Annotated in this window: 30 protein-coding genes; 28 read left to right on the top strand and 2 right to left on the bottom strand. The window is 67.2% G+C overall.

Translation table 11 applies throughout. The features are described from left to right. Nucleotides 1-27 precede the first annotated feature (27 nt). From rpsL to tuf, 4 genes are all read left to right on the top strand, one after another. Nucleotides 28-402, top strand: a complete 375-nt coding sequence (gene rpsL / locus AB5L97_RS13900) for a 30S ribosomal protein S12 (RefSeq protein WP_043119407.1) — start codon at nt 28-30, stop codon at nt 400-402. Further along, nucleotides 402-872 carry a 30S ribosomal protein S7 gene (gene rpsG, locus AB5L97_RS13895; protein ID WP_307955628.1) on the top strand — a complete coding sequence of 157 codons (471 nt, stop codon included), beginning with the start codon at nt 402-404 and terminating at the stop codon, nt 870-872. Before rpsL ends, rpsG begins: the two co-directional genes overlap by 1 nt. A gap of 75 nt (nt 873-947) precedes the next feature. Next, complete coding sequence (gene fusA / locus AB5L97_RS13890) at nt 948-3,062, top strand: elongation factor G (RefSeq protein ID WP_307955629.1); 2,115 nt, start codon at nt 948-950, stop codon at nt 3,060-3,062. A gap of 201 nt (nt 3,063-3,263) precedes the next feature. Further along, entirely contained in the window at nt 3,264-4,454 is a 1,191-nt protein-coding gene (gene tuf, locus AB5L97_RS13885) for an elongation factor Tu (protein ID WP_307955630.1), read from the top strand. 288 nt (nt 4,455-4,742) lie between these two features. On the opposite strand, the gene AB5L97_RS13880 is transcribed toward tuf, so the two are convergent. Continuing rightward, nucleotides 4,743-4,988: a hypothetical protein gene (locus AB5L97_RS13880; RefSeq protein ID WP_369045084.1), complete on the bottom strand. Its 246-nt coding sequence runs from the start codon at nt 4,986-4,988 to the stop codon at nt 4,743-4,745. A gap of 58 nt (nt 4,989-5,046) precedes the next feature. Here AB5L97_RS13880 and AB5L97_RS13875 point away from each other — a divergent pair, with 58 nt between their 5' ends. Beyond that, the gene (locus AB5L97_RS13875; protein WP_369045083.1) at nt 5,047-8,904 is read left to right on the top strand and encodes a hypothetical protein; all 3,858 of its coding nucleotides are present in this window, start codon (nt 5,047-5,049) and stop codon (nt 8,902-8,904) included. A gap of 46 nt (nt 8,905-8,950) precedes the next feature. Continuing rightward, nucleotides 8,951-9,076: a hypothetical protein gene (locus AB5L97_RS13870; RefSeq protein WP_307955633.1), complete on the top strand. Its 126-nt coding sequence runs from the start codon at nt 8,951-8,953 to the stop codon at nt 9,074-9,076. 108 nt (nt 9,077-9,184) lie between these two features. Here the strand turns inward: AB5L97_RS13870 and AB5L97_RS13865 are convergent, their stop codons facing one another. Then, entirely contained in the window at nt 9,185-10,618 is a 1,434-nt protein-coding gene (locus AB5L97_RS13865; protein WP_307955634.1) for a GH1 family beta-glucosidase, read from the bottom strand. A gap of 395 nt (nt 10,619-11,013) precedes the next feature. Between AB5L97_RS13865 and rpsJ the strand changes: the two genes are divergently transcribed. From rpsJ to secY, 22 genes are all read left to right on the top strand, one after another. After that, nucleotides 11,014-11,322, top strand: a complete 309-nt coding sequence (gene rpsJ, locus AB5L97_RS13860; protein WP_043119398.1) for a 30S ribosomal protein S10 — start codon at nt 11,014-11,016, stop codon at nt 11,320-11,322. Between the two features lie 20 nt (nt 11,323-11,342). Further along, a complete protein-coding gene (rplC, locus tag AB5L97_RS13855; protein WP_307955635.1) occupies nt 11,343-11,993 on the top strand; it encodes a 50S ribosomal protein L3 in 651 nt (216 codons plus the stop codon). A gap of 4 nt (nt 11,994-11,997) precedes the next feature. Continuing rightward, on the top strand, nt 11,998-12,633 hold the full coding sequence (gene rplD, locus AB5L97_RS13850; protein ID WP_307955636.1) for a 50S ribosomal protein L4: 636 nt from the start codon (nt 11,998-12,000) through the stop codon (nt 12,631-12,633). Next, on the top strand, nt 12,630-12,938 hold the full coding sequence (gene rplW, locus AB5L97_RS13845) for a 50S ribosomal protein L23 (protein ID WP_307955637.1): 309 nt from the start codon (nt 12,630-12,632) through the stop codon (nt 12,936-12,938). Before rplD ends, rplW begins: the two co-directional genes overlap by 4 nt. Nucleotides 12,939-12,968: 30 nt before the next feature. Next, complete coding sequence (gene rplB, locus AB5L97_RS13840; RefSeq protein WP_307955638.1) at nt 12,969-13,808, top strand: 50S ribosomal protein L2; 840 nt, start codon at nt 12,969-12,971, stop codon at nt 13,806-13,808. Nucleotides 13,809-13,820: 12 nt separating this feature from the next. Then, the gene (gene rpsS, locus AB5L97_RS13835; RefSeq protein ID WP_208709951.1) at nt 13,821-14,102 is read left to right on the top strand and encodes a 30S ribosomal protein S19; all 282 of its coding nucleotides are present in this window, start codon (nt 13,821-13,823) and stop codon (nt 14,100-14,102) included. A 53-nt stretch (nt 14,103-14,155) separates the two neighbouring features. After that, a complete protein-coding gene (gene rplV, locus AB5L97_RS13830) occupies nt 14,156-14,521 on the top strand; it encodes a 50S ribosomal protein L22 (RefSeq protein WP_208709949.1) in 366 nt (121 codons plus the stop codon). Then, the gene (gene rpsC, locus AB5L97_RS13825) at nt 14,522-15,376 is read left to right on the top strand and encodes a 30S ribosomal protein S3 (RefSeq protein WP_307955639.1); all 855 of its coding nucleotides are present in this window, start codon (nt 14,522-14,524) and stop codon (nt 15,374-15,376) included. Then, nucleotides 15,377-15,793: a 50S ribosomal protein L16 gene (gene rplP / locus AB5L97_RS13820; RefSeq protein ID WP_208709945.1), complete on the top strand. Its 417-nt coding sequence runs from the start codon at nt 15,377-15,379 to the stop codon at nt 15,791-15,793. Between the two features lie 2 nt (nt 15,794-15,795). After that, nucleotides 15,796-16,116: a 50S ribosomal protein L29 gene (gene rpmC / locus AB5L97_RS13815; protein ID WP_307955640.1), complete on the top strand. Its 321-nt coding sequence runs from the start codon at nt 15,796-15,798 to the stop codon at nt 16,114-16,116. Then, nucleotides 16,113-16,406 carry a 30S ribosomal protein S17 gene (gene rpsQ, locus AB5L97_RS13810; RefSeq protein ID WP_307955641.1) on the top strand — a complete coding sequence of 98 codons (294 nt, stop codon included), beginning with the start codon at nt 16,113-16,115 and terminating at the stop codon, nt 16,404-16,406. Before rpmC ends, rpsQ begins: the two co-directional genes overlap by 4 nt. A gap of 881 nt (nt 16,407-17,287) precedes the next feature. Next, nucleotides 17,288-18,370 carry a hypothetical protein gene (locus tag AB5L97_RS13805; protein WP_369045082.1) on the top strand — a complete coding sequence of 361 codons (1,083 nt, stop codon included), beginning with the start codon at nt 17,288-17,290 and terminating at the stop codon, nt 18,368-18,370. A gap of 546 nt (nt 18,371-18,916) precedes the next feature. Beyond that, the gene (gene rplN / locus AB5L97_RS13800; protein ID WP_043119386.1) at nt 18,917-19,285 is read left to right on the top strand and encodes a 50S ribosomal protein L14; all 369 of its coding nucleotides are present in this window, start codon (nt 18,917-18,919) and stop codon (nt 19,283-19,285) included. A gap of 3 nt (nt 19,286-19,288) precedes the next feature. Beyond that, complete coding sequence (gene rplX, locus AB5L97_RS13795) at nt 19,289-19,651, top strand: 50S ribosomal protein L24 (protein WP_369045081.1); 363 nt, start codon at nt 19,289-19,291, stop codon at nt 19,649-19,651. Continuing rightward, nucleotides 19,651-20,229, top strand: coding sequence for a 50S ribosomal protein L5 (gene rplE / locus AB5L97_RS13790; protein ID WP_307955644.1), 579 nt, complete (start codon nt 19,651-19,653; stop codon nt 20,227-20,229). Before rplX ends, rplE begins: the two co-directional genes overlap by 1 nt. 75 nt (nt 20,230-20,304) lie before the next feature. Beyond that, the gene (gene rpsH / locus AB5L97_RS13785) at nt 20,305-20,703 is read left to right on the top strand and encodes a 30S ribosomal protein S8 (protein ID WP_307955645.1); all 399 of its coding nucleotides are present in this window, start codon (nt 20,305-20,307) and stop codon (nt 20,701-20,703) included. Nucleotides 20,704-20,721: 18 nt separating this feature from the next. Beyond that, nucleotides 20,722-21,258 (top strand): 50S ribosomal protein L6, encoded by a 537-nt coding sequence (gene rplF, locus AB5L97_RS13780; RefSeq protein WP_307955646.1) that lies wholly within the window; start codon nt 20,722-20,724, stop codon nt 21,256-21,258. A 2-nt stretch (nt 21,259-21,260) separates the two neighbouring features. Further along, on the top strand, nt 21,261-21,644 hold the full coding sequence (gene rplR, locus AB5L97_RS13775) for a 50S ribosomal protein L18 (protein WP_307955647.1): 384 nt from the start codon (nt 21,261-21,263) through the stop codon (nt 21,642-21,644). Nucleotides 21,645-21,679: 35 nt separating this feature from the next. Continuing rightward, nucleotides 21,680-22,345, top strand: a complete 666-nt coding sequence (gene rpsE / locus AB5L97_RS13770; RefSeq protein WP_307955648.1) for a 30S ribosomal protein S5 — start codon at nt 21,680-21,682, stop codon at nt 22,343-22,345. Between the two features lie 3 nt (nt 22,346-22,348). After that, nucleotides 22,349-22,555 carry a 50S ribosomal protein L30 gene (gene rpmD / locus AB5L97_RS13765; RefSeq protein ID WP_307955649.1) on the top strand — a complete coding sequence of 69 codons (207 nt, stop codon included), beginning with the start codon at nt 22,349-22,351 and terminating at the stop codon, nt 22,553-22,555. After that, nucleotides 22,556-23,050, top strand: a complete 495-nt coding sequence (gene rplO / locus AB5L97_RS13760) for a 50S ribosomal protein L15 (protein ID WP_307955650.1) — start codon at nt 22,556-22,558, stop codon at nt 23,048-23,050. It begins immediately after the preceding gene. Between the two features lie 307 nt (nt 23,051-23,357). Then, entirely contained in the window at nt 23,358-24,674 is a 1,317-nt protein-coding gene (gene secY / locus AB5L97_RS13755) for a preprotein translocase subunit SecY (protein WP_307955651.1), read from the top strand. Nucleotides 24,675-24,676 lie beyond the last annotated feature (2 nt).

The following is a 24,676-nucleotide window of genomic DNA, read 5'->3' as shown; positions in this document are numbered from 1 at the left end:
TACGCAAGTACAAAGTACGGAGCGAAAGTGCCTACTATTCAGCAGTTGGTCCGTAAGGGCCGCACGCCGAAGGTCTCCAAGACCAAGGCTCCTGCCCTCAAGGGCAGCCCCATGCGTCGTGGCGTGTGCACCCGTGTGTACACCACGACCCCGAAGAAGCCGAACTCTGCCCTCCGCAAGGTTGCGCGTGTCCGCCTCAACGGCGGCGTCGAGGTCACGGCGTACATCCCCGGCGTCGGCCACAACCTCCAGGAGCACTCGATCGTGCTCGTCCGCGGTGGCCGCGTCAAGGACCTCCCGGGTGTCCGCTACAAGATCGTCCGCGGCGCGCTTGACACCCAGGGTGTCAAGAACCGCCAGCAGGCACGCAGCCGCTACGGCGCCAAGAAGGAGAAGAAGTAATGCCTCGTAAGGGCCCGGCCCCGAAGCGTCCTCTCGTCGTCGATCCGGTCTACGGTTCGCCGCTCGTGACGCAGCTCATCAACAAGGTCCTCGTCGACGGCAAGAAGTCCACCGCCGAGCGCATCGTCTACGGTGCCCTCGAGGGCGCGCGCCAGAAGACGGGCGGCGATCCCGTCGCCGCGCTGAAGAAGGCCATGGACAACGTCCGCCCGACCCTTGAGGTCAAGTCCCGCCGCGTCGGCGGCGCGACCTACCAGGTTCCGGTCGAGGTCAAGCCGGGCCGCGCGACCGCGCTGGCCCTCCGCTGGCTCGTTGGCTACTCCAAGGCCCGCCGCGAGAAGACGATGACCGAGCGTCTCCAGAACGAGATCCTCGACGCTTCCAACGGCCTCGGCGCCGCGGTGAAGCGACGCGAGGACACTCACAAGATGGCCGAGTCGAACAAGGCCTTCGCCCACTACCGCTGGTAAGACCAGGGTTCGCCGCCGGCCCCACGAGGGCCGGCGGCGGGCGCGCAGCCAATTAGGGACAAACAGGGAGACACCGTGGCACTCGACGTGCTTACCGACCTCAGCAGGGTCCGCAATATCGGCATCATGGCGCACATCGATGCCGGCAAGACCACCACGACCGAGCGCATCCTCTTCTACACGGGCATGACGCACAAGATCGGCGAGACGCACGACGGCGCGTCGACGACCGACTGGATGGAGCAGGAGAAGGAGCGCGGCATCACGATCACGTCTGCCGCCGTGAGCTGCTTCTGGAACAACAACCAGATCAACATCATCGACACGCCGGGCCACGTGGACTTCACGGTTGAGGTTGAGCGCTCCCTGCGTGTCCTCGATGGCGCCGTTGCCGTCTTCGACGGCAAGGAGGGCGTCGAGCCCCAGTCGGAGACGGTGTGGCGTCAGGCTGACAAGTACGACGTCCCGCGCATCTGCTTCGTCAACAAGATGGACAAGCTCGGTGCCGACTTCTACTTCACCGTAGACACCATCATCAAGCGCCTCGGTGCCAAGCCGCTCGTCATGCAGCTGCCCATCGGCTCCGAGAGCGACTTCATCGGTGTTGTGGACCTGCTGACCATGAAGGCCCTCGTATGGCCCGGCGACGCCAAGGGCGACGTGACCATGGGTGCCTCCTACGAGACGCAGGAGATCCCTGCCGACCTCCAGGAGAAGGCCGAGCAGTACCGCGCCGACCTCGTCGAGGCCGTTGCCGAGGCCTCCGAAGAGCTCATGGAGAAGTACCTCGAGGGCGAAGAGGTCTCGGTCGACGAGCTCAAGGCGGGCATCCGCAAGCTCACGGTCAACTCCGAGATCTACCCGGTCTTCTGTGGCTCTGCGTTCAAGAACCGCGGTGTCCAGCCGATGCTCGACGCCGTCATCGACTACCTCCCGTCCCCGCTGGACGTCCCGGCCATGGTCGGCCACGACCCCAAGGACGAGTCGATCGAACTCACCCGCAAGCCGAGCGAGGACGAGCCGTTCTCGGCTCTCGCGTTCAAGATTGCGGCGCACCCGTTCTTCGGGCAGCTCAACTTCATCCGCGTCTACTCGGGCAAGGCCACCTCGGGCATCCAGGTGCTGAACTCGACGAAGGGCAAGAAGGAGCGCATCGGGAAGCTCTTCCAGATGCACGCCAACAAGGAGAACCCCGTCGATGAGGTCCACGCCGGCCACATCTACGCGGTGATCGGCCTCAAGGACACCACGACCGGTGACACGCTCTGCGACGTCAACGCGCCGATCGTCCTCGAGTCGATGTCCTTCCCGGAGCCGGTGATCTTCGTGGCCATCGAGCCGAAGACCAAGGGTGACCAGGAGAAGCTGTCCACGGCCATCCAGAAGCTCTCCGCCGAGGACCCGACGTTCACCGTCTCCCACAACGAGGAGACGGGCCAGACCGAGATCGGCGGCATGGGCGAGCTCCACCTGGACATCCTGGTGGACCGCATGCGCCGCGAGTACAAGGTCGAGGCGAACGTGGGCAAGCCCCAGGTCGCGTACCGTGAGACCATCAAGAAGAAGGTCGAGAAGGTCGACTACACGCACAAGAAGCAGACTGGCGGTTCCGGCCAGTTCGCCAAGGTGCAGGTCACGTTCGAGCCGCTCGACACCGCCGAGGGCACGATGTACGAGTTCGTGAACGCCGTCACGGGTGGCCGCGTGCCGCGCGAGTACATCCCGAGCGTCGACGCGGGCATCCAGGACGCCATGCAGTTCGGCATCCTTGCCGGCTACCCGATGGTCGGCGTCAAGGCGTCGATCACCGATGGCGCCTACCACGACGTCGACTCCTCGGAGATGGCGTTCAAGATCGCCGGTTCGCAGGTGTTCAAGGAGGGCGCACGCCGCGCCAACCCTGTGCTCCTCGAGCCGCTGATGGCCGTCGAGGTCCGTACGCCTGAGGAATACATGGGCGACGTCATCGGCGACCTCAACGCCCGCCGTGGCCAGATCCAGGCCATGGAGGACGCTGTCGGAGTCAAGGTCATCCGCGCCCTCGTGCCGCTGTCCGAGATGTTCGGCTACATTGGCGACCTTCGGTCGAAGACCCAGGGCCGTGCTGTCTACTCGATGCAGTTCGACAGCTACTCTGAGGTCCCGAAGGCTGTTGCCGACGAGATCATCCAGAAGTCGCGCGGCGAGTAGTTCTGGACCGCGGCTCGCCGCCGTCGTGGGTGCTCTCCCGCACGGGAGAACGCGGACGACGGCGGTGGGTCACCCTCCGCGCGGGGGTATACTTCCGCGTGATTTCACGAAAAAACACAGCCCACAGTAGACTTGCAAAAGTTTCAGCTGCGACAGTCGCGGCTGGAAGCAAGTCTTCTGTATCAGTTCTAGGAGGAACCAGTGGCGAAGGCAAAGTTCGAGCGGACTAAGCCGCACGTCAACATCGGCACTATCGGCCACGTTGACCACGGCAAGACGACGCTGACCGCTGCCATTTCGAAGGTGCTTGCCGACAAGTACCCCGATCTCAACGAGAAGCGCGACTTCGCGCAGATCGACTCCGCTCCTGAGGAGCGCCAGCGCGGCATCACCATCAACATCTCCCACATCGAGTACCAGACGGAGAAGCGCCACTACGCTCACGTCGATGCTCCGGGTCACGCTGACTACATCAAGAACATGATCACGGGTGCGGCGCAGATGGACGGCGCCATCCTCGTGGTTGCTGCGACGGACGGCCCGATGGCCCAGACGCGTGAGCACGTTCTGCTTGCCCGCCAGGTTGGTGTTCCGTACCTGCTCGTCGCCCTCAACAAGGCCGACATGGTCGACGATGAGGAGCTCCTTGACCTCGTCGAGATGGAGGTGCGCGAGCTCCTCTCCTCGCAGGGCTTCGATGGCGACAACGCCCCGGTGATCCGCGTCTCGGGCCTCAAGGCTCTCGAGGGCGATCCCAAGTGGGTCAAGTCGGTCGAGGAGCTCATGGAGGCTGTGGACGAGAACGTTCCGGACCCGATCCGTGACCGCGACAAGCCGTTCCTCATGCCTATCGAGGACGTCTTCACGATCACCGGTCGTGGCACCGTCGTGACGGGCCGCGCCGAGCGCGGTACCCTCGCCCTGAACTCCGAGGTCGAGATCGTCGGCATCCGCCCGGTCCAGAAGACCACGGTCACGGGTATCGAGATGTTCCACAAGCAGCTCGACGAGGCATGGGCCGGCGAGAACTGTGGCCTTCTGCTCCGCGGCATCAAGCGCGAGGACGTCGAGCGCGGCCAGGTCGTCGTGAAGCCGGGTTCCATCACCCCGCACACCGACTTCGAGGCGAACGTCTACATCCTCTCCAAGGATGAGGGCGGCCGTCACAACCCGTTCTACTCGAACTACCGCCCGCAGTTCTACTTCCGTACCACGGACGTGACCGGCGTCATCACCCTCCCCGAGGGCACCGAGATGGTCATGCCCGGCGACAACACTGAGATGACCGTTGCGCTCATCCAGCCGATCGCCATGGAAGAGGGCCTCGGCTTCGCTATCCGTGAGGGTGGCCGCACCGTTGGCTCGGGCCGCGTGACCAAGATCATCAAGTAGTCTCCTCACTTTCGAGGAACTGCCGCCCTTCAGGGCTGGTCCCAGAGGACCCCGTCGCTTCACCGCGACGGGGTCCTTTCGGCTCTATGGGGTGCCTGCGCGGAGCGATATTCTTCGTCTGACAAATGGATAAATGATGCCCGATCGGATAGACGTTGCCCGATCGGGCAGACCGCAGGCGACGGAGGCAGTCGTGGACGCTAGGGCACCAGGAGGGCAGGGTCCCTACGAGGCCGGCTACACGGACGGTCATCGGGCGGGATACCTCGAAGGGCACCGCGCTGGGTACTACGAGGGCCACCGTGCCGGTTGGGCCCAGGCCCTGCGGACGTCCGCCCCGGCGCCCGTGGTGCCCAAGGCCCCTGCCGCCGTGCCCACGCCGGCGGCGCCGTCGGCCGTCGCGGTGCCAGGCAGTTGGCCGGCTGTCGGATCGGGAGCGCCGCCCATGGCGTCGCCCGGTGCGCCCACCGTCTGGGGCCCAGCCCAGCCCGGAGCGGCAGCAATGCCGCGCGCGGGCCGCCGGGTGATGTCCATTCCGACGGCTCCCCGCCTCCAGGCGCCCTCGCCCATGCCCAGCCGGTCTCCTGAGGAAATGGCCGAGGAGGCCGCACGCCGCAGGGAACGGCGCGGGATCCAGAGTGCGAACATCGCCCTGTACGCTGCTGCGCTCCTGATGGTGGCGGCAGCCGCGCTCTTCCTCACGAGCAGCGTCGACAAGGGCCTGCGTCTCGCCGGGCTGGCGGGGGTCACCGCACTGTTCTACGTCGCCGGCCTGGTGGTCCATGCGCGGTTCCCCAGGCTCCGCCCTGCGGCCGTTGCCTTCGCCGGGACGGGCCTCGCGCTCCTACCGGTCACGGGCCTCGGCCTCGATATCGTCGTGCTGCACAGGCCCAGCCTCTCGTGGCTCATCACGAGCCTGGTGGGGCTCGTCGCCTTCGGCTTTGCCGCCGTCCGCATCGAAAGCCGGGTCCTCGTCTACCTGAGCCTGACGTTCGTGTTCACCACAGCCTGGTCTGGCACGGAAGTGCTCGGCGGGGCCCTCGCGGCGGACTATGCCGCCCTCATCGGGGCCGCGGCAGTCCTCGCGGTGGTCTCCGCCGTTGAGCCCAGATGGGTGCCGCCCCTGTATCTCCGGCCCATCGCACAGCTGCACCCGTACGTGGTGCCATCGACGTTCGTTGCCGCCACCGTCACGGTCCAAATCTTGGACCGCTGGCAGTATCCGGGCCTTGTTGCGGCGATGAGCGTCTACCTTGCCGCCACCTCGTTCCTCACCGGGCGTGCGCTCATGCGACGCCTCTCGTGGTGGGGCGCACGCACGACGTCGGCGATCGCCGCCGGGGTCGGCGCGGCGCAGGCGGTGGACGCCGGGCTGACCTGGTTCGGACACTCCGCCCTGGCGGCCGGGGCGGTGGCCGCCGTCGTCATGATCGCGCTGGGGACTCTCGCCTCCGCCGCGCTCGAGTGGCGGGCGGCGCCCGGGCTTGGCCTGTCGCCGCGCGTGGCACGGGTGGAACAGGCGACCGGGGTCTTCGTGCAGGCCGCGCTGGTCGCCGTTGCCTCGGCCGTGTCGACTCCGGGGGCGGACGGCTACCTCTTCATTGCCGCGGCCGTGTTCGGGGTCACGGCGCAGTTCGTGGCCTGGCGGTGGGGTGCGCCGGCCGATTGGCTGCCGGTCCTCGCGTTCGCGGTGCTGCCGTTCCTCGATCTGGCCCGTTGGCCCCTCGCTGTCCTCGCCGTGGAGGGGTGCCTCTACTTCGCCTCGAGGGCGGTGTGGCCGCCAGCTCCTGCGGTCGAAGATTCCCTGCCCGTCTGGGGACGGATCCATTTCGTTGCGGCCGCGCGGCTCGCATCCCTGCTTGCCGTGCCCTCGATCGTGGCGGCGCTCCTGCCCGACTCGACGCGCCCCTCATCCAGGGTCGCGGCCGTCGCGTTTGCGGTCCTGGCCACAGCCGCCGCCCAACTGGCCGGGACAGGCGTGCTGGGGGCAGCGCGGCTTCCGGAGTACCGTCGGGGTGCGATGACGTGGGTGCTGGCCTCGACCGCCTTCGTGTCCGTGACGACAGTCGGCGTCGCGGGTGGGACCTTGTTCGCCCCGGCGAGCCATCTGTCGCCACTCTACGGTCCTGCCGTGTCTGTCGCCTGCGCGGGTGCCGTGGCCCTCTGGGCTGGGCTCTTCCTCGTGCCGTCGGCGCCGGTCGGCCTGGATCGCGACGGCTCCACCACCGGCGGTCCGGCGCAGGCAGCGGTGGGGGAGTCCGTGCCGAACCTCCTGCTCGGTGTGCTTGCCCTCGAGGCCTTCCTCGTCGGCGAAGGCGGGCTCTCCAACGCGGTGCTGGCCCTTTCCGTCTCGGTGCTCGGAATCTCCGCGTGGCGTGCGTCGTCCACCATCCGGCGCTGGGCATACATCTGGCTGGCCCGGGGTGCCGCGACACTCCTGGCCCTCGGTGCGTTCCGAGAGCTCGAGCTCGACGGGTGGCGGCCGGTGGCCTTCGGCGAGCGCATCACGGGCGTGCACGTCTTCGCCGCGGTGGTCCTCGTACAGGTTGCCGTCCCCATCGCGGTCGAGCTGTGGGGCCACCGCACGGGACGCCGCTTCCGGTGGACGCTCGAGGACGCGGCAGTCGTCCTCGGCGTCGCCCTTCCTGCGACCGCCGCGGTGGCGATGGAGCGCCTCCGCGGTGTCGGCATGACCGACTCGCTCAGCCACCTCGCCGCGATCATCGTGGTCGCCTTCGCCGTAGCCTCGGCGCTCGCAGGGATGGCGCTCCGTCTACGGCGTGCCTCGGCCGCCGTCGCGCCGGTGGCGCTGGCGGTCATGGCCGTCGTCGCGGCTCGAGACCTCCGGGTCCTCGAGATCCTCACCGCGCTGTTCACGGTGTTCTCGGCCGCCATGGTGTATCTCGCTCCCCAGGCCGCATCCAAGGGAGCGCACCTCGTGGCTGCCCGCGCCCTCCCCGTGGCGCTGGCCATGCTGGTGGCCCAGGACGCCACGGCGTCGCCCACATGGATCAGCATCGTCCTCGCCGTGGGGCTGGCGCTCCAGCACGTCGTCCGCCGCGTCCTGGCCCGCGCGACGGCGGCGCTGCCGTTCCAAGAGGCGACCTACTGGAGCGGCCTCGCGGGCCAGCTCGCGGTGCCGCTCGGCTATCTCCTGTTGGCCCGGCAGGGGCCAGAGGGCGGCCGTTGGGTCATCCTGCTCGAGGCGCTGTTCGTGGTGGTGAGTGTCCTCGCGACGCTCCGGAGCCACCCTAGGGCAGGGTACGTGGGTGTCGCGGGGCTCCTTCTCGGTGCCGTGGCACTCGGGCCCAGCATGCACTTCCAGGCCGGGCAGATCCTTGTCCATCCTCTGCTCAGCGGCCAGTCGACCGCGCTCCTCCTCGCCGCGGTCGCGCTCGCCCACATCGCGGGCATGGCCCGGTGGGAGCCGCGCGCGCGGCGGGGTGGGCAGGTTCTTCCCTGGGCGTGGACGGCCGGTGCTGGAGCCTTTGCGGTGTACGCAGTCGTCCTTGCCATGCCCGAGCGCTCGTGGGTTCTCGGCGTGGCGGTCGGGGCGGCCGCGGCGGTGCTTCTCGCCGCGAGCTACGTGTGGACGGCGACTGAGTGGATCAGCGTGATCACCTTCCCGCTCGGCGTCCTCCTCACCCTGTCCGCCGGGTCGTCCATTGCGCTCGATCTCGTCGATGGGCTTCCGGTGGTCTGGCGCGAGCCGGTGCGGGTCATGGCCGGAACTCTCGTCCCCGCGGCCGCAGCTGTTGCGCTGCGCTGGTCGGGCAGGTGGCCCGGGCGCCGGGGGCAGCGCGTCGGGGCGGCGGGTCGGTTTGCCGCCGATCCGGTCCGCCGTTGGTCGCTCTCGGGCGCCGCAGTCGTGGCCCTCGCGGCCTCGGGCACGACGGCATGGGATGCGCCCGCCGCCGTAGTCCTCCCGTTCCTCGTCGCAGCGCTCGTCGCCGTCGTCGTACCCGAGCTGTGGCCCAGGTTCCGCCGGCTCGGCGTCGAGGTGGGCGCGGTCGTCCTGACCGCCGCTGTGCAGCGCGCGGTCTTTGCCGGTGGCCCTGACCCGAGCACCTTCTGGCTCGTGCAGTGGTACGTGGTGGTCGCCGCCGTCATAGCCCTGCTGCGCTACTACGTCCGACGCTCCGTGGCCGTCGGCAGGGCTTGGTTCGAGGGATCCTCCGGCGCCCTGACGCTCACGGGCCTGTGGACGCTCTTCGAGGGGGACAACGCCCAGCAGGTCTGGCTCCTCGTGGCCTTCGCGGTGCTCACGCTGGCAGGGCTCCTCCTGAGCGAGAGGCGCTTCACGATCTGGGGCGTGGCCGGCGTGGTGGCGTGTGTGCTCTGGTCCGTACGCGCCTACGTGTACGCGCTGCTGGGCATCCTCGGCCTCGCGATCATCGCGGCGGCCGTCTGGTGGCTGGCGCGCCGCCCGCGTGGCACCCTGCTACGGTAGGCGCAGGCCCGGAGTCCCGTGAGCCAACCGAGGGAAGGCCTTCGCCGTGAGCTGGATCGTCGTCATCGCCTTCGCCATCGTCCTGGTGGCTGGCTACTTCTGGGTGCGCAAGAACTTCAAGCGCGAAATCGAGCGCTTCCGGCAGATCCGCAGATCGGACCGCGGGGAGTAGGGCCGGTCCGCTTGAGTGCGGGCCCCGGCTTGGGGTAGCGCGGGTGGGGGCAGCGCGGGCACGGGTGGGTCCGGCGCCAGTCGGGCTGGCGCGACGCCGGCGCGGGCCTCACGCGCTCACGGCTGGCCGGTGCCGAGCCCGGGCCAGCTGCTGAAGCCAGTAGTACGAGGCCTTCGGCGTGCGCTCGAGCGTCGCGAAGTCGGTGTGCACAAGCCCGAACCGCTGGGTGTAGCCCGCGGCCCACTCGAAGTTGTCGGTGAGGGTCCACACGTACCAGCCGCGCAGGTCGACCCCTTCGGCAGGGCCGCCCGGTCCGACGGCTGCGAGCGCAGCCTCAAGATGCGACGCGAGGTAGGCGACGCGCGCGTCGTCGTGCATCATGCCGTCCGATTGGGACGGCTCCGGGAAGCTCGCCCCGCTCTCGGTGATGTAGACCGGCGGCAGGGAAGCACCGTAGCGCTGCTTGAGCTCGCCGAGCACCACCCCGCAGTACTCAGGCGAGATGGGCCACCCGAAGCCGGTCACCGCGTATTCGGGGAGCTCGGCGAGGTGGAATGGCGTCTTGCCGATGGCGGCCGTGTGCTGGACCCCGTTGGGGGTCGGACCTGGGCCCGTACGGATCCGTGCGGGGTAGTAGTAATTGAGGCCGTAGAAGTCGAGCGGCGCGTGGATGGTCGCGAGATCGTCCGCGCGCGTGCGGCGGTCGGTGGGGTTGAGTCGCCGGCCCAGGGACGGAATCCTCGGGTAGCGGCCCAGCAGCACGGGGTCTGCGTAGAGCCTGTTCAGCAGGACGTCGGCACTCTTGGCATGGATCCAGTCGAGCGGGCCGCGGCTCGCCGGGTGGACCGGCGCGTGCATGTTCGTGATGCCGATCTGCCCGCGCACACGTGCTGCGCGCAGCGCCTGGACCGCTAGTCCGTGGCCCAGGAGCTGGTGGTGAGCGGCAGGCAGGGCGTCGAAGAGCAGCTGCCTCCCCGGCGCGTGGATGCCGAGTGCATAGCCGTTGAGGGTCAGTGAGACCGGCTCGTTGAGCGTGACCCAGCGGTCCACCCGGTCGCCGAACCGCCTGCCGGCCTCGGCGGCATACTCGGCGAACCGCAGGGCGGTCGCCCGGGCCAGCCACCCGCCGTCGTGCTCGAGGGCGAGCGGTGTGTCCCAATGGAAGAGCGTGGCCATGGGTGAGAGGCCGCGCGCGAGCATGCCGTCGATGAGCCGGTCGTAGAAGTCCCACCCCTTCTCGTTCCACGCGCCGCGGCCCTCGGGCTGCACACGGGACCATGCGATGGAGAAACGGTAGGCGTCCACTCCGAGGCCCGCCACGAGGTCCAAGTCCTCGCCGCTTCGGTGGTAGTGGTCGCACGCGAGGGCGGGGGAGCCGTCGGAGTCGATCACGCCCGGGCGCGCCGCGAATTCATCCCAGCTCGAGGATCCTCTGCCATCCTCGTCGAGGGCGCCCTCGATCTGGAACGCGGAAGTCGCGACACCGAGAGTAAAGTCGTGTGGAATCAGGCTGGCGAGGCGTTCGACGGCGGCACGCGGCATGCGCCTATCTTCGCGCCGACCGCGCGGGTCCGCCAAGAGGCGCGGTGATGCGCGTGCGCGTGCGCCGATTGGCGCTACGGGCAGTTGTCTGGCAGACTAGATGAGTTGTTCAAGCGCTCCTTCGCGTCCCGATCCGGATAATGCCGGGTGCAGGGTCCAGGCTGGAGACCAAATATGACCCACCTTCGCAAAAGGCTAAGGGTACGTGCGTGCCAATCGGCGCGACACGCCCGACCGCGGGGGTCGGAGTGGCCGGTTGTCTGAGGAACCCGGGAATCCGGATTCAGGCAGTGCGGCCGGTGGTGGTTACAACCTTGAATGCTTCGGCAGCCACAGCCAACAGAACAGTGAACTGACACCAGCAGGGCTAGACAGACGAAAGCGAGTCAGGCGATATGGCGGGACAGAAGATCCGCATCCGGCTGAAGTCGTATGACCACGAGGTCATCGATACTTCAGCTCGGAAGATCGTTGAGACGGTCACGCGCGCAGGCGCAACGGTAGTGGGCCCCGTTCCGCTGCCGACGGAGAAGAACGTGTACTGCGTCATCCGCTCTCCGCACAAGTACAAGGACAGCCGCGAGCACTTTGAGATGCGCACGCACAAGCGGCTGATCGACATCATCGACCCGACGCCGAAGGCGGTCGACTCGCTCATGCGCCTCGACCTGCCGGCTGACGTCAACATCGAAATCAAGCTCTAGAGGGAGGTGCTGAGAAAACTATGACCGCTACCCGTAATGTGAAGGGCCTGCTGGGCACGAAGCTCGGCATGACCCAGGTCTGGGACGAGACCAACAAGCTCATCCCCGTCACTGTTGTTAAGGCCGACTCCAACGTCGTCACCCAGCTGCGCAACCCCGAGACCGACGGCTACACCGCGGTCCAGATCGGCTACGGCCAGATCGATCCGCGCAAGGTCAACAAGCCGCTGACCGGACACTTCGAGAAGGCTGGCGTGACCCCGCGCCGTCACCTCGTCGAGGTCCGCACCGCCGACGCCGACTCGTACGAGCTGGGCCAGGAGATCTCCGTGGAGACCTTCGAGGCCGGCCAGAAGATCGACGTCGTCGGCACCACAAAGGGCAAGGGCTTCGCCGGTGTCATGAAGCGTCACGGCTTCCACGGCGTCGGTGCCTCCCACGGTGCCCACAAGAACCACCGCAAGCCCGGTTCCATCGGTGCCTGCGCCACCCCGGGCCGCGTCTTCAAGGGCCTCCGCATGGCCGGTCGCATGGGCAATGAGCGCCAGACGACCATGAACCTCACCGTGCACGCCGTGGATGCCGAGAACTCGCTGCTCCTCATCAAGGGCGCCCTCCCGGGTGCCCGCGGCTCGGTCGTCCTCGTCCGCACCGCCGTGAAGGGAGCCTGAACTCATGGCTAACGCAACTGTCAACGTTGATCTCCCCGCAGAGATCTTCGACGTCCAGACGAACGTCCCGCTGCTGCACCAGGTCGTCGTTGCCCAGCTGGCCGCTGCACGCCAGGGCACGCACAAGGTGAAGGGCCGCGGCGAAGTGTCCGGCGCCGGCCGCAAGCCGTTCAAGCAGAAGGGCACCGGCCGCGCCCGTCAGGGTTCGATCCGCGCCCCGCACATGACCGGCGGCGGCGTTGTCCACGGTCCCGTGCCGCGTGACTACAGCCAGCGCACCCCCAAGAAGATGAAGGCTGCTGCCCTCCGCGGCGCCCTCTCTGACCGCGCCCGCAACGGCCGCATCCACGTCGTCGAGTCCCTCGTCTCCGGTGAGAAGCCGAGCACGAAGGACGCACTCAGCACCCTGCGCTCCCTCTCGGACCGCAAGAACCTGCTCGTCGTGATCGACCGTGCCGACGAGGCCGCTGCCCTTTCGGTGCGCAACCTCGCCGAGGTCCACGCGATCTACGCCGACCAGCTGAACACGTACGACGTTCTCGTCTCCGACGACGTGGTCTTCACGAAGGCTGCATTCGATGCGTTCGTGGCGTCAAAGTCCCAGGGACACAGCACTGCGAATGAGGAGGCTTCCAAGTGAACGCATCCAGCTACAAGGACCCGCGCGACGTCGTCATCGCGCCGGTTGTCTCGGAGAAGAGCTACGGCCTGATCGACGAGGGCAAGTACACCTTCCTGGTGGACCCGCGCTCCAACAAGACCGAGATCAAGATCGCCATCGAGCGCATCTTCTCGGTCAAGGTCGACTCGATCAACACCCTCAACCGTCCGGGTAAGCGCAAGCGGACCAAGTTCGGCTGGGGCCAGCGCAAGTCCACCAAGCGTGCCATCGTCACCCTCAAGGACGGCAGCACGATCGACATCTTCGGCGGTCCGCTCGCCTGAGCGGAGACCACTTTAACGAGGAACAGGTAAATGGGAATCCGTAACTACAAGCCGACTACCCCGGGCCGTCGCGGCTCGAGCGTGGCCGACTTCGCAGAGATCACGCGCTCGACGCCGGAGAAGTCCTTGGTGCGTCCGCTCCCCAAGAAGGGCGGCCGCAACAACACGGGCAAGATCACGACGCGTCACAAGGGCGGCGGGCACAAGCGCCAGTACCGTCTGATCGACTTCCGTCGTCACGACAAGGACGGTGTCGACGCCAAGGTCGCTCACATCGAGTACGACCCGAACCGCACCGCGCGCATCGCGCTGCTCCACTTCGTGGACGGCACCAAGCGCTACATCATCGCGCCGAACAAGCTCGCTCAGGGCGACATCGTCGAGTCCGGTCCGGACGCCGACATCAAGCCCGGCAACAACCTGCCGCTGCGCAACATCCCGGTCGGTACCGTGATCCACGCTGTTGAGCTCCGTCCGGGCGGCGGTGCCAAGATGGCCCGCTCCGCCGGTGCCTCGATCCAGCTCGTGGCGAAGGAGGGCAAGTTCGCCCAGCTCCGCCTGCCGTCGGGCGAGGTCCGCAACGTCGACGTCCGCTGCCGCGCGACCGTCGGCGAGGTCGGCAACGCCGAGCAGTCGAACATCAACTGGGGCAAGGCCGGCCGCATGCGCTGGAAGGGCGTCCGCCCGACCGTCCGCGGCGTCGCCATGAACCCGGTTGACCACCCGCACGGTGGTGGCGAGGGCAAGACGTCCGGTGGACGTCACCCCGTCAACCCGAACGGCAAGCCCGAGGGCCGCACGCGTCGCCCCAACAAGGCGAGCGACAAGCTCATCGTCCGTCGTCGTCGTACTGGCAAGAACAAGCGATAGGAGCCTGGACACATGCCACGCAGCCTGAAGAAGGGTCCTTTCGTTGACCAGCACCTCTTTGTGAAGGTCGCCAGGGAAAACGATAAGGGCACCAAGAACGTCATCAAGACCTGGTCCCGCCGCTCGATGATCATCCCCGACATGCTCGGGCACACGATCGCCGTGCACGATGGGCGCAAGCACATCCCGGTCTTCGTCACCGAGTCGATGGTCGGGCACAAGCTCGGCGAATTCGCCCCGACGCGGACATTCCGCGGCCACGTGAAGGACGACAAGAAGGGCAAGCGCCGCTGATCCCTGCCGTGAGGCAGCAGCAGCGCTTAGCTCTGAGAAAGAGAAGGAAAGCAATGGAAGCCAAGGCAATTGCGCGTCACATCCGCGTAACGCCGATGAAGGCCCGGCGCGTCGTCAACCTTGTTCGTGGCAAGCAGGCGAATGAGGCTCTGGCAATCCTGAAGTTCGCCCAGCAGGCAGCTTCGGAGCCGGTCTACAAGGTCCTCGCCTCGGCGATGGCCAACGCCCGTGTCCTCGCCGACCGCGACGGCGTCGCGTTCGACGAGAGCGACCTCTACATCTCTGAGGCGTTCGTCGACGAGGGCCCGACCATGAAGCGGTTCCAGCCGCGTGCCCAGGGTCGCGCATACCGCATCAAGAAGCGCACCAGCCACATCACTGTGGTCGTGGCGACCCCGGAGAACGAGGAGGCCCGCTAAATGGGACAGAAGGTCAACCCGCACGGGTTCCGACTCGGCATCACCACCGACCACGTCTCGCACTGGTTTGCCGATAGCAGCAAGCCCGGTCAGCGCTACAAGGACTTCGTCCGTGAGGACGTCAAGATCCGCCAGCTCATGACCAACGGCATGGAGCGCGCCGGCATCGCCAAGGTCGAGATCGAGCGCACCCGCGACCGTGTCCGCGTGGATATCCACACGGCCCGTCCGGGTATCGTGATCGGCCGCCGCGGCGCCGAGGCGGACCGCATCCGCGGCGAGCTCGAGAAGCTCACCGGCAAGCAGGTCCAGCTGAACATTCTCGAGGTCAAGAACCCCGAGATCGAGGCACAGCTCGTCGCCCAGGGCGTTGCGGAGCAGCTCTCGAGCCGCGTCGCGTTCCGCCGCGCGATGAAGAAGGCCATGCAGTCGGCGCAGCGCGCCGGTGCCAAGGGCATCCGTATCGCGTGCTCGGGCCGCCTCGGCGGCGCCGAGATGTCTCGCTCGGAGTTCTACCGCGAGGGCCGTGTGCCCCTGCACACCCTCCGCGCGAACATCGACTACGGCTTCTACGAGGCCAAGACCACCTTCGGCCGCATCGGTGTGAAGGTCTGGATCTACAAGGGCGACGTGACGTCGAAGGAGCTGGCTGCCCAGGCAGCCGCCGCTCCGTCCCGCGGCCCCCGCGGCGATCGTGGCGACCGCGGCGACCGTCCGGGTCGTCCCGGTGGCGAGCGCCGCCGTCGTCCGGCCGGCGACCGTCCGGCTCAGGCTGCCCCCGCGGCAGCCGAGGCCCCTGCAGCCTCGGCAGCAGAAGGAGCCGCTGCTCCGGCGGCAGAAGGAGGAGAGGCTTAAATGCTTATCCCGCGTCGTGTGAAGCACCGCAAGCAGCACCACCCGGGTCGTTCCGGCGCTGCTACCGGCGGCACCAAGGTCTCGTTCGGCGAGTACGGCATCCAGGCCCTCACGCCTGCCTACGTGACCAACCGTCAGATCGAGTCCGCTCGTATCGCCATGACCCGTCACATCAAGCGTGGCGGCAAGGTCTGGATCAACATCTACCCGGACCGTCCGCTGACCAAGAAGCCTGCCGAAACCCGCATGGGTTCCGGTAAGGGTTCTCCGGAGTGGTGGATCGCCAACGTCAAGCCCGGCCGTGTGCTCTTCGAGCTCTCCGGTGTCTCTGACGAGGTGGCGCGCGAGGCCCTGCGCCTCGCCATCCACAAGCTCCCGTTGAAGGCGCGCATCGTGCGCCGCGAAGGTGGTGAATGAGAATGGCAGTCGGTTCGAAGGACCTGACGGCTGAGAAGCTCGACCAGCTGGACAACGAGCGCCTCTTCGAGGAGCTCAAGAAGGCCAAGGAAGAGCTGTTCAACCTGCGCTTCCAGTCGGCCACCGGCCAGCTCGAGAACCATGGCCGCTTCCGTGCGGTCAAGAAGGACATCGCCCGCATCTACACGATCCTGCGCGAGCGCGAGCTCGGCATTCGTGCCGAGGCCGCTCCGGCGGTCGTCGAGGCGAAGGACGACAAGAAGGCGGCTAAGAAGGCTGCCAAGGCCGAGCAGGCCGAGGCTGCCGAGGAGGACGCCAAGTGAGCGAAGAGAACAACGTGACGGAGAACGCTTCTGCCCAGGAGCGCGGTCAGCGCAAGACCGCCCGCGGCTACGTCGTGTCCGACAAGATGGACAAGACGATCGTCGTCGAGGTTGAGGACCGCGTGAAGCACTCGCTTTACGGCAAGGTCATCCGCCGTACCGAGAAGCGCAAGGCCCACGATGAGAACAACTCCGCCGGTATCGGCGACCTTGTTCTCATCGCGGAGACCCGGCCGCTGTCCGCCACCAAGCGGTGGCGCCTTGTCGAGATCCTCGAGAAGGCCAAGTAAGGACTCGCGGCTCCCGCGGATCCCTGCAGTGCTGCGAAGGCCCGTTCCCTCTTCGGAGGGGGCGGGCCTTCCGCCTTTGCGCCGCAATCCCTGCTCCGCACAATCACTACTCGGGCGGCGCTGACGTAGCGGACAAGGCCCTCTCAAGCGCGCTCGTCGGCTACGTCAGCGCTTCGCCGGGGTGCCGGGCCCGGGGCGCTGAGCTGGTGGGTGCCGGGCCCGGGGTGCCGGGGGTGCCGGGCTGGTGGGTGCCGGGCCCGGGGTGCCGGGGTGCCGGGGGTGCCGGGCTGGTGGGTGCTGGGCCCGGGGTGCCGGGGGTGCCGGGCTGGTGGGTGCTGGGCCCGGGGTGCCGGGGGTGCCGGGCTGGTGGGTGCTGGGCCCGGGGTGCCGGGGGTGCCGGGCTGGTGGGTGCCGGGCCCGGGGTGCCGGGGGTGCCGGGCCCGAGTGCTGGACTTGGGCGCCGGGCTAGGTGCTGGGCGTGGGCGCCGGGCTAGGTGCTGGGCGCCGGGCTAGGTGCTGGGCGTGGGCGCCGGGCTAGGTGCTGGGCGTGGGCGCCGGGCTAGGTGCTGGGCGTGGGCGCCGGGCTAGGTGCTGGGCGTGGGCGCCGGGCTAGGTGCTGGGCGTGGGCGCTGGGCCTAAGCCGGGCGTGGGCGCCGGGCTAGGTGCTGGGCGTGGGCGCTGGGCCTAAGCCGGGCGTGGGCGCTGGGCCTAAGCCGGGCGTGGGCGCTGGGCCTAAGCCGGGCGTGGGCGCCGGGCCTGTCGGTCAGTCCGCTCGGGTCCGTCGGCACGACTGCGCAGCGCGGGCCCATGGACTGGACTCGGTCCCTCGTCCTCCACAGACTGACCGTAGCGCGTGTTGTCCACATAGCGCGGACTCGGACATGCGCGCCGCGTTCTGGACCGTGAAACTCGTGGTCATGGAGCCACTCGGACATCTCATTGACACGTCGCGCCGCGACCTCCACGGGCCTTCGGCCGATCCGCGGAGCCAGTTCGCGGCCGGGTCGATCGCGAGGTTGCGCCGTGGTTTCTGCGTCCCGACCGGCGTGTGGAGCGGCCTCGAGACCGATGACCGTTTCCGACTGACGTTGGCGGCGCATGCGCTGGCCAATCCAGGCGTGGTCTTCTGCGGCGAGACCGCCTTGTTCCTTCATGGGGTTCCCACGGTGAAGGCGCCGTTGACGGTAGACGTTGCGACATCGACGACCAGCAGGCTTGGCGTGCGGCCGAGCACCTTTGACGTCCGGGGGGAATCGGCGTCCGCAAGGCAGGCCAGAGAACGTGGTTCGCACCAGATCCGACGGCACCACCACGACACCATCAAGTCAATCGCGGTCGGCGAGTTCGAAGCCGTCCCGCTCGCCGATGCCCTTGCGGAGGTTCTTGCTACGGCGAAGTTCGCACGGGCGCTGACCGTCGCAGATGGGGTTCTTCGCCGTCAGCCCGATGTCCCGCTGCTTGACCGCGCTGCCGTGGCCGATGCGATCGCAGCGCTTCCGCACCGCTCCCACCGAGCTCGGGCGGAGCGGATCGCGCTCTTGGCACGTTCGGGTGCCGAGTCGCCGGGTGAGTCCGTGGGGCGGGCGCTGATGCTGCTCTTCGGCTTCCCGGAACCGATGCTCCAGGCGGAACACTTCGACCAGCTCGGATTCGTGGGACGCACTGACTATTACTGGGGCGACGTTGAGGGGAACCGTGCAGTGACGGCTCCGGGGAAGCTCGAGCCGGTGGGCGAGTTCGATGGCTGGGGCAAGTACTTCCGCACCGAGCTCACGCACGGCGAGGACCCCCGCGAGATCATCCGCCGCGAGAAGAAGCGGGAGAATCGGCTCCTCGGTCTCAACCATCCCGTGCTGCGGCTCGATTGGTCCGATCTTGAAAGGCCTGCCCAGTTTCGCGCGAAGCTCATCCAGATGGGCCTGCGACCAGCCAGCAGTGCTGCCGTAGCGGACAAGCGCGCTTGAAGGGCGCTTGTCCGCTATCGCAGCACTGCCAGTGGGAGCACGACGTCGGGACCCCAGCGGCGTCGTCGGGCGTTCCCGCTTGGGCGGGCTGCTCCGTGAGCGTTCGGGGTGGAGGCGAGGGTTGGGGGTGGATGTGAGCGTTCGGGGTGGACATGAGCGGCGCCGGGCGTTTCCTGCCTGCGCCGGCGCTCCGTGAGCGTTCGGGGTGGAGATGAGCGGCGTCGGCCGTTCCCGCCTGCGCCGGCTGCTCCGTGAGCGTTCGGGGTGGACAGGAGCGCCGTGGTACGATATTGAGCTTGTACGGTTGGCTTCGCCATGCCGTCAGTACCTCGTGAACCATCGTGCCACCGCATAATGCCCTTCTGCCGAAGGGGAGCGCCCCGGCGCTGCTCTCGGGCAGGAAGGGGACAAATGCGCTCGGCACGGTGATTCAGGCCCGTTCTGGCCACATCCAGACGGGTCGAGAGACGCCCCAACAACCGTTCCGCAAGGCTCGGCCGCATGCTGCAACGCGGTACGAGAACCGGCGTGACGTAAGGAGTAGAAGTGATTCAGCAGGAGTCGCGGCTCAAGGTCGCCGACAACACGGGTGCGAAGGAAATCCTCACCATCCGTGTTCTCGGTGGATCTGGCCGCCGCTACGCAGGCATCGGCGACGTGATCGTCGCCACCGTCAAGGACGCGATCCCTGGCGGCAACGTGAAGAAGGGCGACGTGGTCAAGGCCGTCGTCGTCCGTACCAAGAAGGAGCGCCGCCGCGCGGACGGCTCCTACATCAAGTTCGACGAGAACGCTGCAGTCATCCTCAAGAACGACGGCGACCCCCGTGGCACACGCATCTTCGGCCCGGTCGGCCGCGAGCTGCGTGACAAGAAGTTCATGAAGATCGTCTCGCTGGCTCCGGAGGTGCTCTGACTTATGGGCGCAAAGATCAAGAAGGGCGACCTGGTCCAGGTCATCACCGGTACCAAGCAGGACAAGGGCGGTGACAAGGGCAAGCAGGGCAAGGTCCTGAAGGTGTTCACCGAGACGAACCGCGTGCTCGTCGAGGGCATCAACCGCGTCACGAAGCACACCAAGGTCGGCCAGTCGCAGCGCGGCACCAAGACCGGCGGCATCGAGCAGGTCGAAGCCCCGATCCACGTCTCCAACGTGGCCCTCGTGGACCCCGAGACGAAGAAGCCCACCCGGGTTGGCTTCCGCGTCGAGACGGTGGAGAAGGACGGCGTCGCGAAGACCGTCCGCGTCCGCTACTCCAAGGCCACCGGGAAGGACATCTGATGACTGAGACTGTCGAGACTCCGGTGAAGGTCGTTCCTCGTCTGAAGACGAAGTACGCGGAGAACATCAAGCAGGCGCTCCAGGAAGAGTTCAAGTACGAGAACGTCAACCAGGTTCCCCGCCTGGTCAAGGTTGTCGTCAACATGGGCGTCGGTGACGCCGCCAAGGACTCGAAGATCATCGAGGGCGCCGTCCGCGACCTCACCCTGATCACTGGCCAGAAGCCGCAGGTCACGAAGGCCCGCAAGTCGATCGCCCAGTTCAAGCTCCGTGAGGGTATGCCGATCGGCGCCTTCACGACGCTTCGCGGCGACCGCATGTGGGAGTTCGTGGACCGCCTCGTCACCCTCGCGCTGCCCCGTATCCGCGACTTCCGCGGCCTCTCGGGCAAGCAGTTCGACGGCAACGGCAACTACACGTTCGGCCTCACCGAGCAGGTGATGTTCCACGAGATCGACCAGGACAAGATCGATCGCCTCCGTGGCATGGACATCACGGTTGTCACGACCGCGAAGACCGACGACGAGGGCCGTGCGCTTCTGAAGCACCTCGGCTTCCCGTTCAAGACCGAAGACTGAATCACTGCGTGAAAGGTCCGGCGCGCCCAAGAGGGCACAGCCGGAAACCGTTACGAGGAAGGGCATGAGCCCACAATGACTATGACTGATCCCGTCGCAGACATGCTTACCCGTCTGCGCAACGCCAACTCGGCCTACCACGACACGGTCTCCATGCCGTCGTCGAAGCTCAAGGTCCGTGTTGCAGACATCCTGAAGGCAGAGGGCTACATCGCCAGCTGGAAGGAAGAGGACGCCGAGGTCGGCAAGAAGCTGACCCTGGACCTCAAGTTCGGCCCGAACCGTGAGCGTTCGATCGCCGGTGTTCGCCGCATCTCCAAGCCGGGCCTCCGCGTGTACGCGAAGTCCACGAACCTCCCGCACGTGCTGGGCGGCCTCGGCATCGCCATCCTGTCGACTTCTTCTGGGCTCCTGACTGACCGTCAGGCCGCCAAGAAGGGCGTCGGCGGCGAAGTCCTCGCGTACGTCTGGTAAGGGAAGGAAGAAGAAGATATGTCCCGCATTGGACGTCTCCCCATCACCGTCCCCGCCGGCGTCGAGGTCAAGATCGACGGCTCCGTGGTGACCGTCAAGGGCACCAAGGGCGAGCTGACCCACACTGTGGCCAGCCCGATCGAGGTCTCCCTCGACGACACGACCCTCTCGGTGACCCGCCCGAACGACGAGCGCGCCTCGCGTTCGCTGCACGGCCTGACCCGCACCCTGATCTCGAACATGATCGAGGGCGTGACCAAGGGCTACGAGAAGAAGCTCGAGATCGTCGGCACCGGTTACCGTGTGCAGGCCAAGGGCTCGAACCTCGAGTTCGCGCTCGGCTTCTCGCACCCCGTGAACGTCGATGCCCCCGAGGGCATCACCTTCGCGGTCGAGAACCCGACGAAGTTCTCGGTCTCCGGCATCAACAAGCAGCAGGTCGGTGAGGTTGCGGCCAACATCCGCAAGCTGCGCAAGCCCGACCCGTACAAGGGCAAGGGCATCCGCTACGCCGGCGAAATTGTCCGCCGCAAGGTCGGAAAGGCTGGTAAGTAACCATGGCTCTGGGTATCAACAAGAAGCGCGCCGCCAAGTCCAAGCAGCAGGCTCGGACCCGTCGCCACTTCCGTCTCCGCAAGAAGGTCATCGGCTCTGCCGAGCGTCCCCGTCTCGTGGTGAACCGTTCCTCGCGTCACGTGTTCGTCCAGGTTGTCGACGACAGCAAGGGCATCACGCTGGTCTCCGCCTCGACCCTCGAGGCCGACCTCCGCGCGTTCGACGGCGACAAGACCGCCAAGGCCAAGCGCGTGGGCGAGCTCATCGCCGAGCGTGCGAAGGCTGCTGGCATCGAGGCCGTCGTGTTCGACCGCGGTGGCAACAAGTACCACGGCCGCGTTGCTGCGATCGCGGACGGCGCACGTGAAGGTGGGCTGGCCCTGTGAGCGCAGAGAACGCAGTGAACGCAGAGAAGGACAACGTGTCTGAGCAGAATGCACCCGAGGCTGCTGAGTCCGCTCCCGCCACCGACGACCGCCGCGGCGGACGTCGTGGCGAGGGTCGTGGCCAGGGCCGCGGCGACCGTGGTGGCCGTGGTGGCCGCGACGGTGGTCGCGATGCCGAGAAGAGCCAGTTCATCGAGCGCGTGGTGACCATCAACCGCGTCGCCAAGGTCGTCAAGGGCGGCCGTCGCTTCAGCTTCACCGCCCTCGTGGTGGTTGGCGACGGCAACGGCATGGTCGGCGTCGGCTACGGCAAGGCCAAGGAGGTCCCCGCGGCCATCGCCAAGGGCGTGGAGGAGGCCAAGAAGTCCTTCTTCCGCGTGCCGCGCGTCGGCACGACCGTCCCGCACCTCGTGCAGGGTGAGGCCGCTGCAGGCGTCGTCCTGCTCCGTCCGGCTGCCCCGGGTACCGGCGTTATCGCCGGCGGTCCGGTGCGCGCCGTGCTCGAGTGCGTCGGCATCCACGACGTCCTGTCCAAGTCCCTCGGGTCCTCGAACGCCATCAACATCGTCCACGCGACGGTCAAGGCGCTCAAGAACCTCGAGGAGCCGCAGGCCGTGGCTGCGCGCCGTGGCCTTCCGCTGGAAGATGTCGCTCCGGCTGCACTCGTGCGGAACCTCCAGAACACGAAGGCAGGTGCATGAGTCATGGCGAAGAACCTGGCTCCCTCCGACGCCACGTTGGAGATCACGCAGATCAAGGGCGTCGTCGGCGCCAAGCAGAACCAGCGCGATACCCTGCGGTCGCTCGGCCTCAAGCGGATCGGCCACACGGTCACCCGTAAGGCAGACGCGGTCACCGTTGGCATGGTCAACACGGTTCCGCACCTCGTGAAGGTTGAGGAGGCGAAGTAAATGGCTGAGAACGAAAACGCTGCCAAGGCAGAGACTGAGAAGGCTGAGAAGTCTTCCGCGCTCAAGGTCCACCACCTGCGTCCCGCCGTTGGCGCCAAGACCGCGAAGACCCGTGTGGGTCGCGGTGAGGGCTCCAAGGGCAAGACCGCCGGTCGTGGCACCAAGGGCACGAAGGCCCGCTACCAGGTCAAGGCTGGCTTCGCTGGCGGGCAGCTTCCGCTGCACATGCGCCTGCCGAAGCTCCGTGGCTTCAAGAACCCGTTCCGCGTCGAGTTCCAGGTGGTGAACCTGGACCGTCTCTCCGAGCTCTTCCCGGAGGGTGGCGCTGTTTCGGTCGAGGATCTCGTGGCCAAGGGCGCCGTTCGCAAGAACGAGCCGGTCAAGGTTCTCGGCTCCGGCGACATCACCGTCAAGGTCGACGTCACGGCGCACGCCTTCTCGGCGTCCGCCTCGGAGAAGATCGTCGCTGCCGGCGGTTCCGCGAACGTCCTCTGAGACGCTAGTGGCACCCGGCTGACGCCGTGAGCACAAAGGCCCCGGTCGGGGTCGTGATTAATCACGACGCCGACCGGGGCCCCGCGCTTTAAGGCGGCCCCAGCGTGCGGCGGCGCGGGGCGCACGACGGCGACCGGGCCCTTCTCCGTTCGCCGCACCGTAGGCGCCGCTCGGCCCGGGACGGGGCGCCCAATTATCCGCTCAGGGGCCCGTGCCGCTAGACTCGTGAGCTGGACCCATGCTCCGACGCGCTCACCCGCGTCTCGGAGTGACGACTCTACATTCCTCGACTCGGGGGAGGAGAAGCGTGCTTTCTGCGATTGGCCGGGCATTCCGGACGCCCGACCTGCGGCGCAAGCTGCTGTTCACGCTCGCGATCATTTCCATTTTCCGCCTCGGGGCCTTCATCCCCTCGCCGGGAGTGAACTACCACAACGTCCAGGTGTGCATCTCCCCGGGCGTCCAGGGCGAGCAGACCGGTATCTACCAGATGCTGAACCTGTTCAGCGGCGGCGCGCTCCTCCAGGTGTCGATCTTCGCGCTCGGCATCATGCCGTACATCACGGCGTCGATCATCGTGCAGCTGCTCCGCGTGGTCATTCCGCGGTTCCAGGAGCTGTACGACGAGGGCCAGTCCGGCCAGACGAAGCTGACCCAGTACACGCGCTACCTCACGATCGCGCTGGGCCTGCTGAACGCGACGACGCTGGTCTCGCTCGTCCGTTCGGGCCAGCTGTTCCCGAACTGCCAGCTGCCGATCATCCCGGACACGAGCATCGTCGCCACGATCCTCGTGGTCATCACGCTCACGGCCGGAACCGGCCTCATCATGTGGATGGGCGAGCTCGTGACGGAGAAGGGCATCGGCAACGGCATGTCCCTGCTGATCTTCACGTCCATCGCCGCGCAGTTCCCGTCCTCGCTGGGCGCGATCTGGACCTCGAAGGGCCCGGGCACGTTCTTCATTGTGCTCGTGATCGGCCTCGTCACCATGACGCTCGTCATCTTCGTCGAGCAGTCCCAGCGCCGCGTGCCTGTTCAGTACGCGAAGCGCATGATCGGCCGCCGCACCGTGGGCGGGACGAGCACGTACATCCCGATCAAGGTCAACATGGCCGGCGTGATCCCCGTGATCTTCGCTTCGTCCATGCTCTACCTGCCCGCGCTCCTCGCGCAGTTCAACACCCCGCATGACGGCTCCGCGCCCGCGGGCTGGGTCGAGTGGATCAACAACAACCTGACCCGCGGCGATCACCCGATGTACATGGTCATCTACTTCCTGCTGATCATCTTCTTCACATACTTCTACGTCGCGATCACCTTCAACCCTGAAGAGGTCTCCGACAACATGAAGAAGTACGGGGGCTTCATCCCCGGCATCCGTGCCGGGAAGCCCACTGCGGACTACTTGCAGTACGTACTTTCGCGCATCACGATGCCGGGTGCCCTGTACCTGGGAATCGTGGCTCTCATCCCGCTCATCGCGCTCGTGCTCGTCAACGCGAACCAGAACTTCCCGTTCGGTGGCACGTCGATCCTGATTGTGGTGGGCGTTGGCCTGGAGACGGTCAAGCAGATCGATGCGCAGCTCCAACAGCGGCACTACGAAGGACTATTGCGATGACG

This window comes from Sinomonas sp. P10A9 (genome assembly GCF_041022165.1).
GTDB lineage: Bacteria > Actinomycetota > Actinomycetes > Actinomycetales > Micrococcaceae > Sinomonas > Sinomonas puerhi.
Note: the sequence above shows the minus strand (reverse complement) of the source record. Positions and strands in the feature narration are given on the sequence as shown.

Bases quoted from the DNA above. Each gene is read 5' to 3' on its own strand.
- rplV (WP_208709949.1), top strand. From the start codon at position 14,156: ATGGAAGCCAAGGCAATTGCGCGTCACATCCGCGTAACGCCGATGAAG.
- AB5L97_RS13880 (WP_369045084.1), bottom strand. From the start codon at position 4,988: ATGGACATCACCCGGCGGCCCGCGCGCGGCATTGCTGCCGCTCCGGGC.
- rpmC (WP_307955640.1), top strand. From the start codon at position 15,796: ATGGCAGTCGGTTCGAAGGACCTGACGGCTGAGAAGCTCGACCAGCTG.
- rplX (WP_369045081.1), top strand. From the start codon at position 19,289: ATGGGCGCAAAGATCAAGAAGGGCGACCTGGTCCAGGTCATCACCGGT.
- AB5L97_RS13805 (WP_369045082.1), top strand. From the start codon at position 17,288: ATGCGCGCCGCGTTCTGGACCGTGAAACTCGTGGTCATGGAGCCACTC.
- AB5L97_RS13875 (WP_369045083.1), top strand. From the start codon at position 5,047: ATGGCCGAGGAGGCCGCACGCCGCAGGGAACGGCGCGGGATCCAGAGT.
- rplR (WP_307955647.1), top strand. From the start codon at position 21,261: ATGGCTCTGGGTATCAACAAGAAGCGCGCCGCCAAGTCCAAGCAGCAG.
- rpsG (WP_307955628.1), top strand. From the start codon at position 402: ATGCCTCGTAAGGGCCCGGCCCCGAAGCGTCCTCTCGTCGTCGATCCG.
- rpsJ (WP_043119398.1), top strand. From the start codon at position 11,014: ATGGCGGGACAGAAGATCCGCATCCGGCTGAAGTCGTATGACCACGAG.
- rpsS (WP_208709951.1), top strand. From the start codon at position 13,821: ATGCCACGCAGCCTGAAGAAGGGTCCTTTCGTTGACCAGCACCTCTTT.
- rpsH (WP_307955645.1), top strand. From the start codon at position 20,305: ATGACTATGACTGATCCCGTCGCAGACATGCTTACCCGTCTGCGCAAC.
- AB5L97_RS13865 (WP_307955634.1), bottom strand. From the start codon at position 10,618: ATGCCGCGTGCCGCCGTCGAACGCCTCGCCAGCCTGATTCCACACGAC.
- rplP (WP_208709945.1), top strand. From the start codon at position 15,377: ATGCTTATCCCGCGTCGTGTGAAGCACCGCAAGCAGCACCACCCGGGT.
- rplB (WP_307955638.1), top strand. From the start codon at position 12,969: ATGGGAATCCGTAACTACAAGCCGACTACCCCGGGCCGTCGCGGCTCG.
- rpsC (WP_307955639.1), top strand. From the start codon at position 14,522: ATGGGACAGAAGGTCAACCCGCACGGGTTCCGACTCGGCATCACCACC.
- rplC (WP_307955635.1), top strand. From the start codon at position 11,343: ATGACCGCTACCCGTAATGTGAAGGGCCTGCTGGGCACGAAGCTCGGC.
- rplO (WP_307955650.1), top strand. From the start codon at position 22,556: ATGGCTGAGAACGAAAACGCTGCCAAGGCAGAGACTGAGAAGGCTGAG.
- rpmD (WP_307955649.1), top strand. From the start codon at position 22,349: ATGGCGAAGAACCTGGCTCCCTCCGACGCCACGTTGGAGATCACGCAG.
- rplE (WP_307955644.1), top strand. From the start codon at position 19,651: ATGACTGAGACTGTCGAGACTCCGGTGAAGGTCGTTCCTCGTCTGAAG.
- rplF (WP_307955646.1), top strand. From the start codon at position 20,722: ATGTCCCGCATTGGACGTCTCCCCATCACCGTCCCCGCCGGCGTCGAG.
- rplD (WP_307955636.1), top strand. From the start codon at position 11,998: ATGGCTAACGCAACTGTCAACGTTGATCTCCCCGCAGAGATCTTCGAC.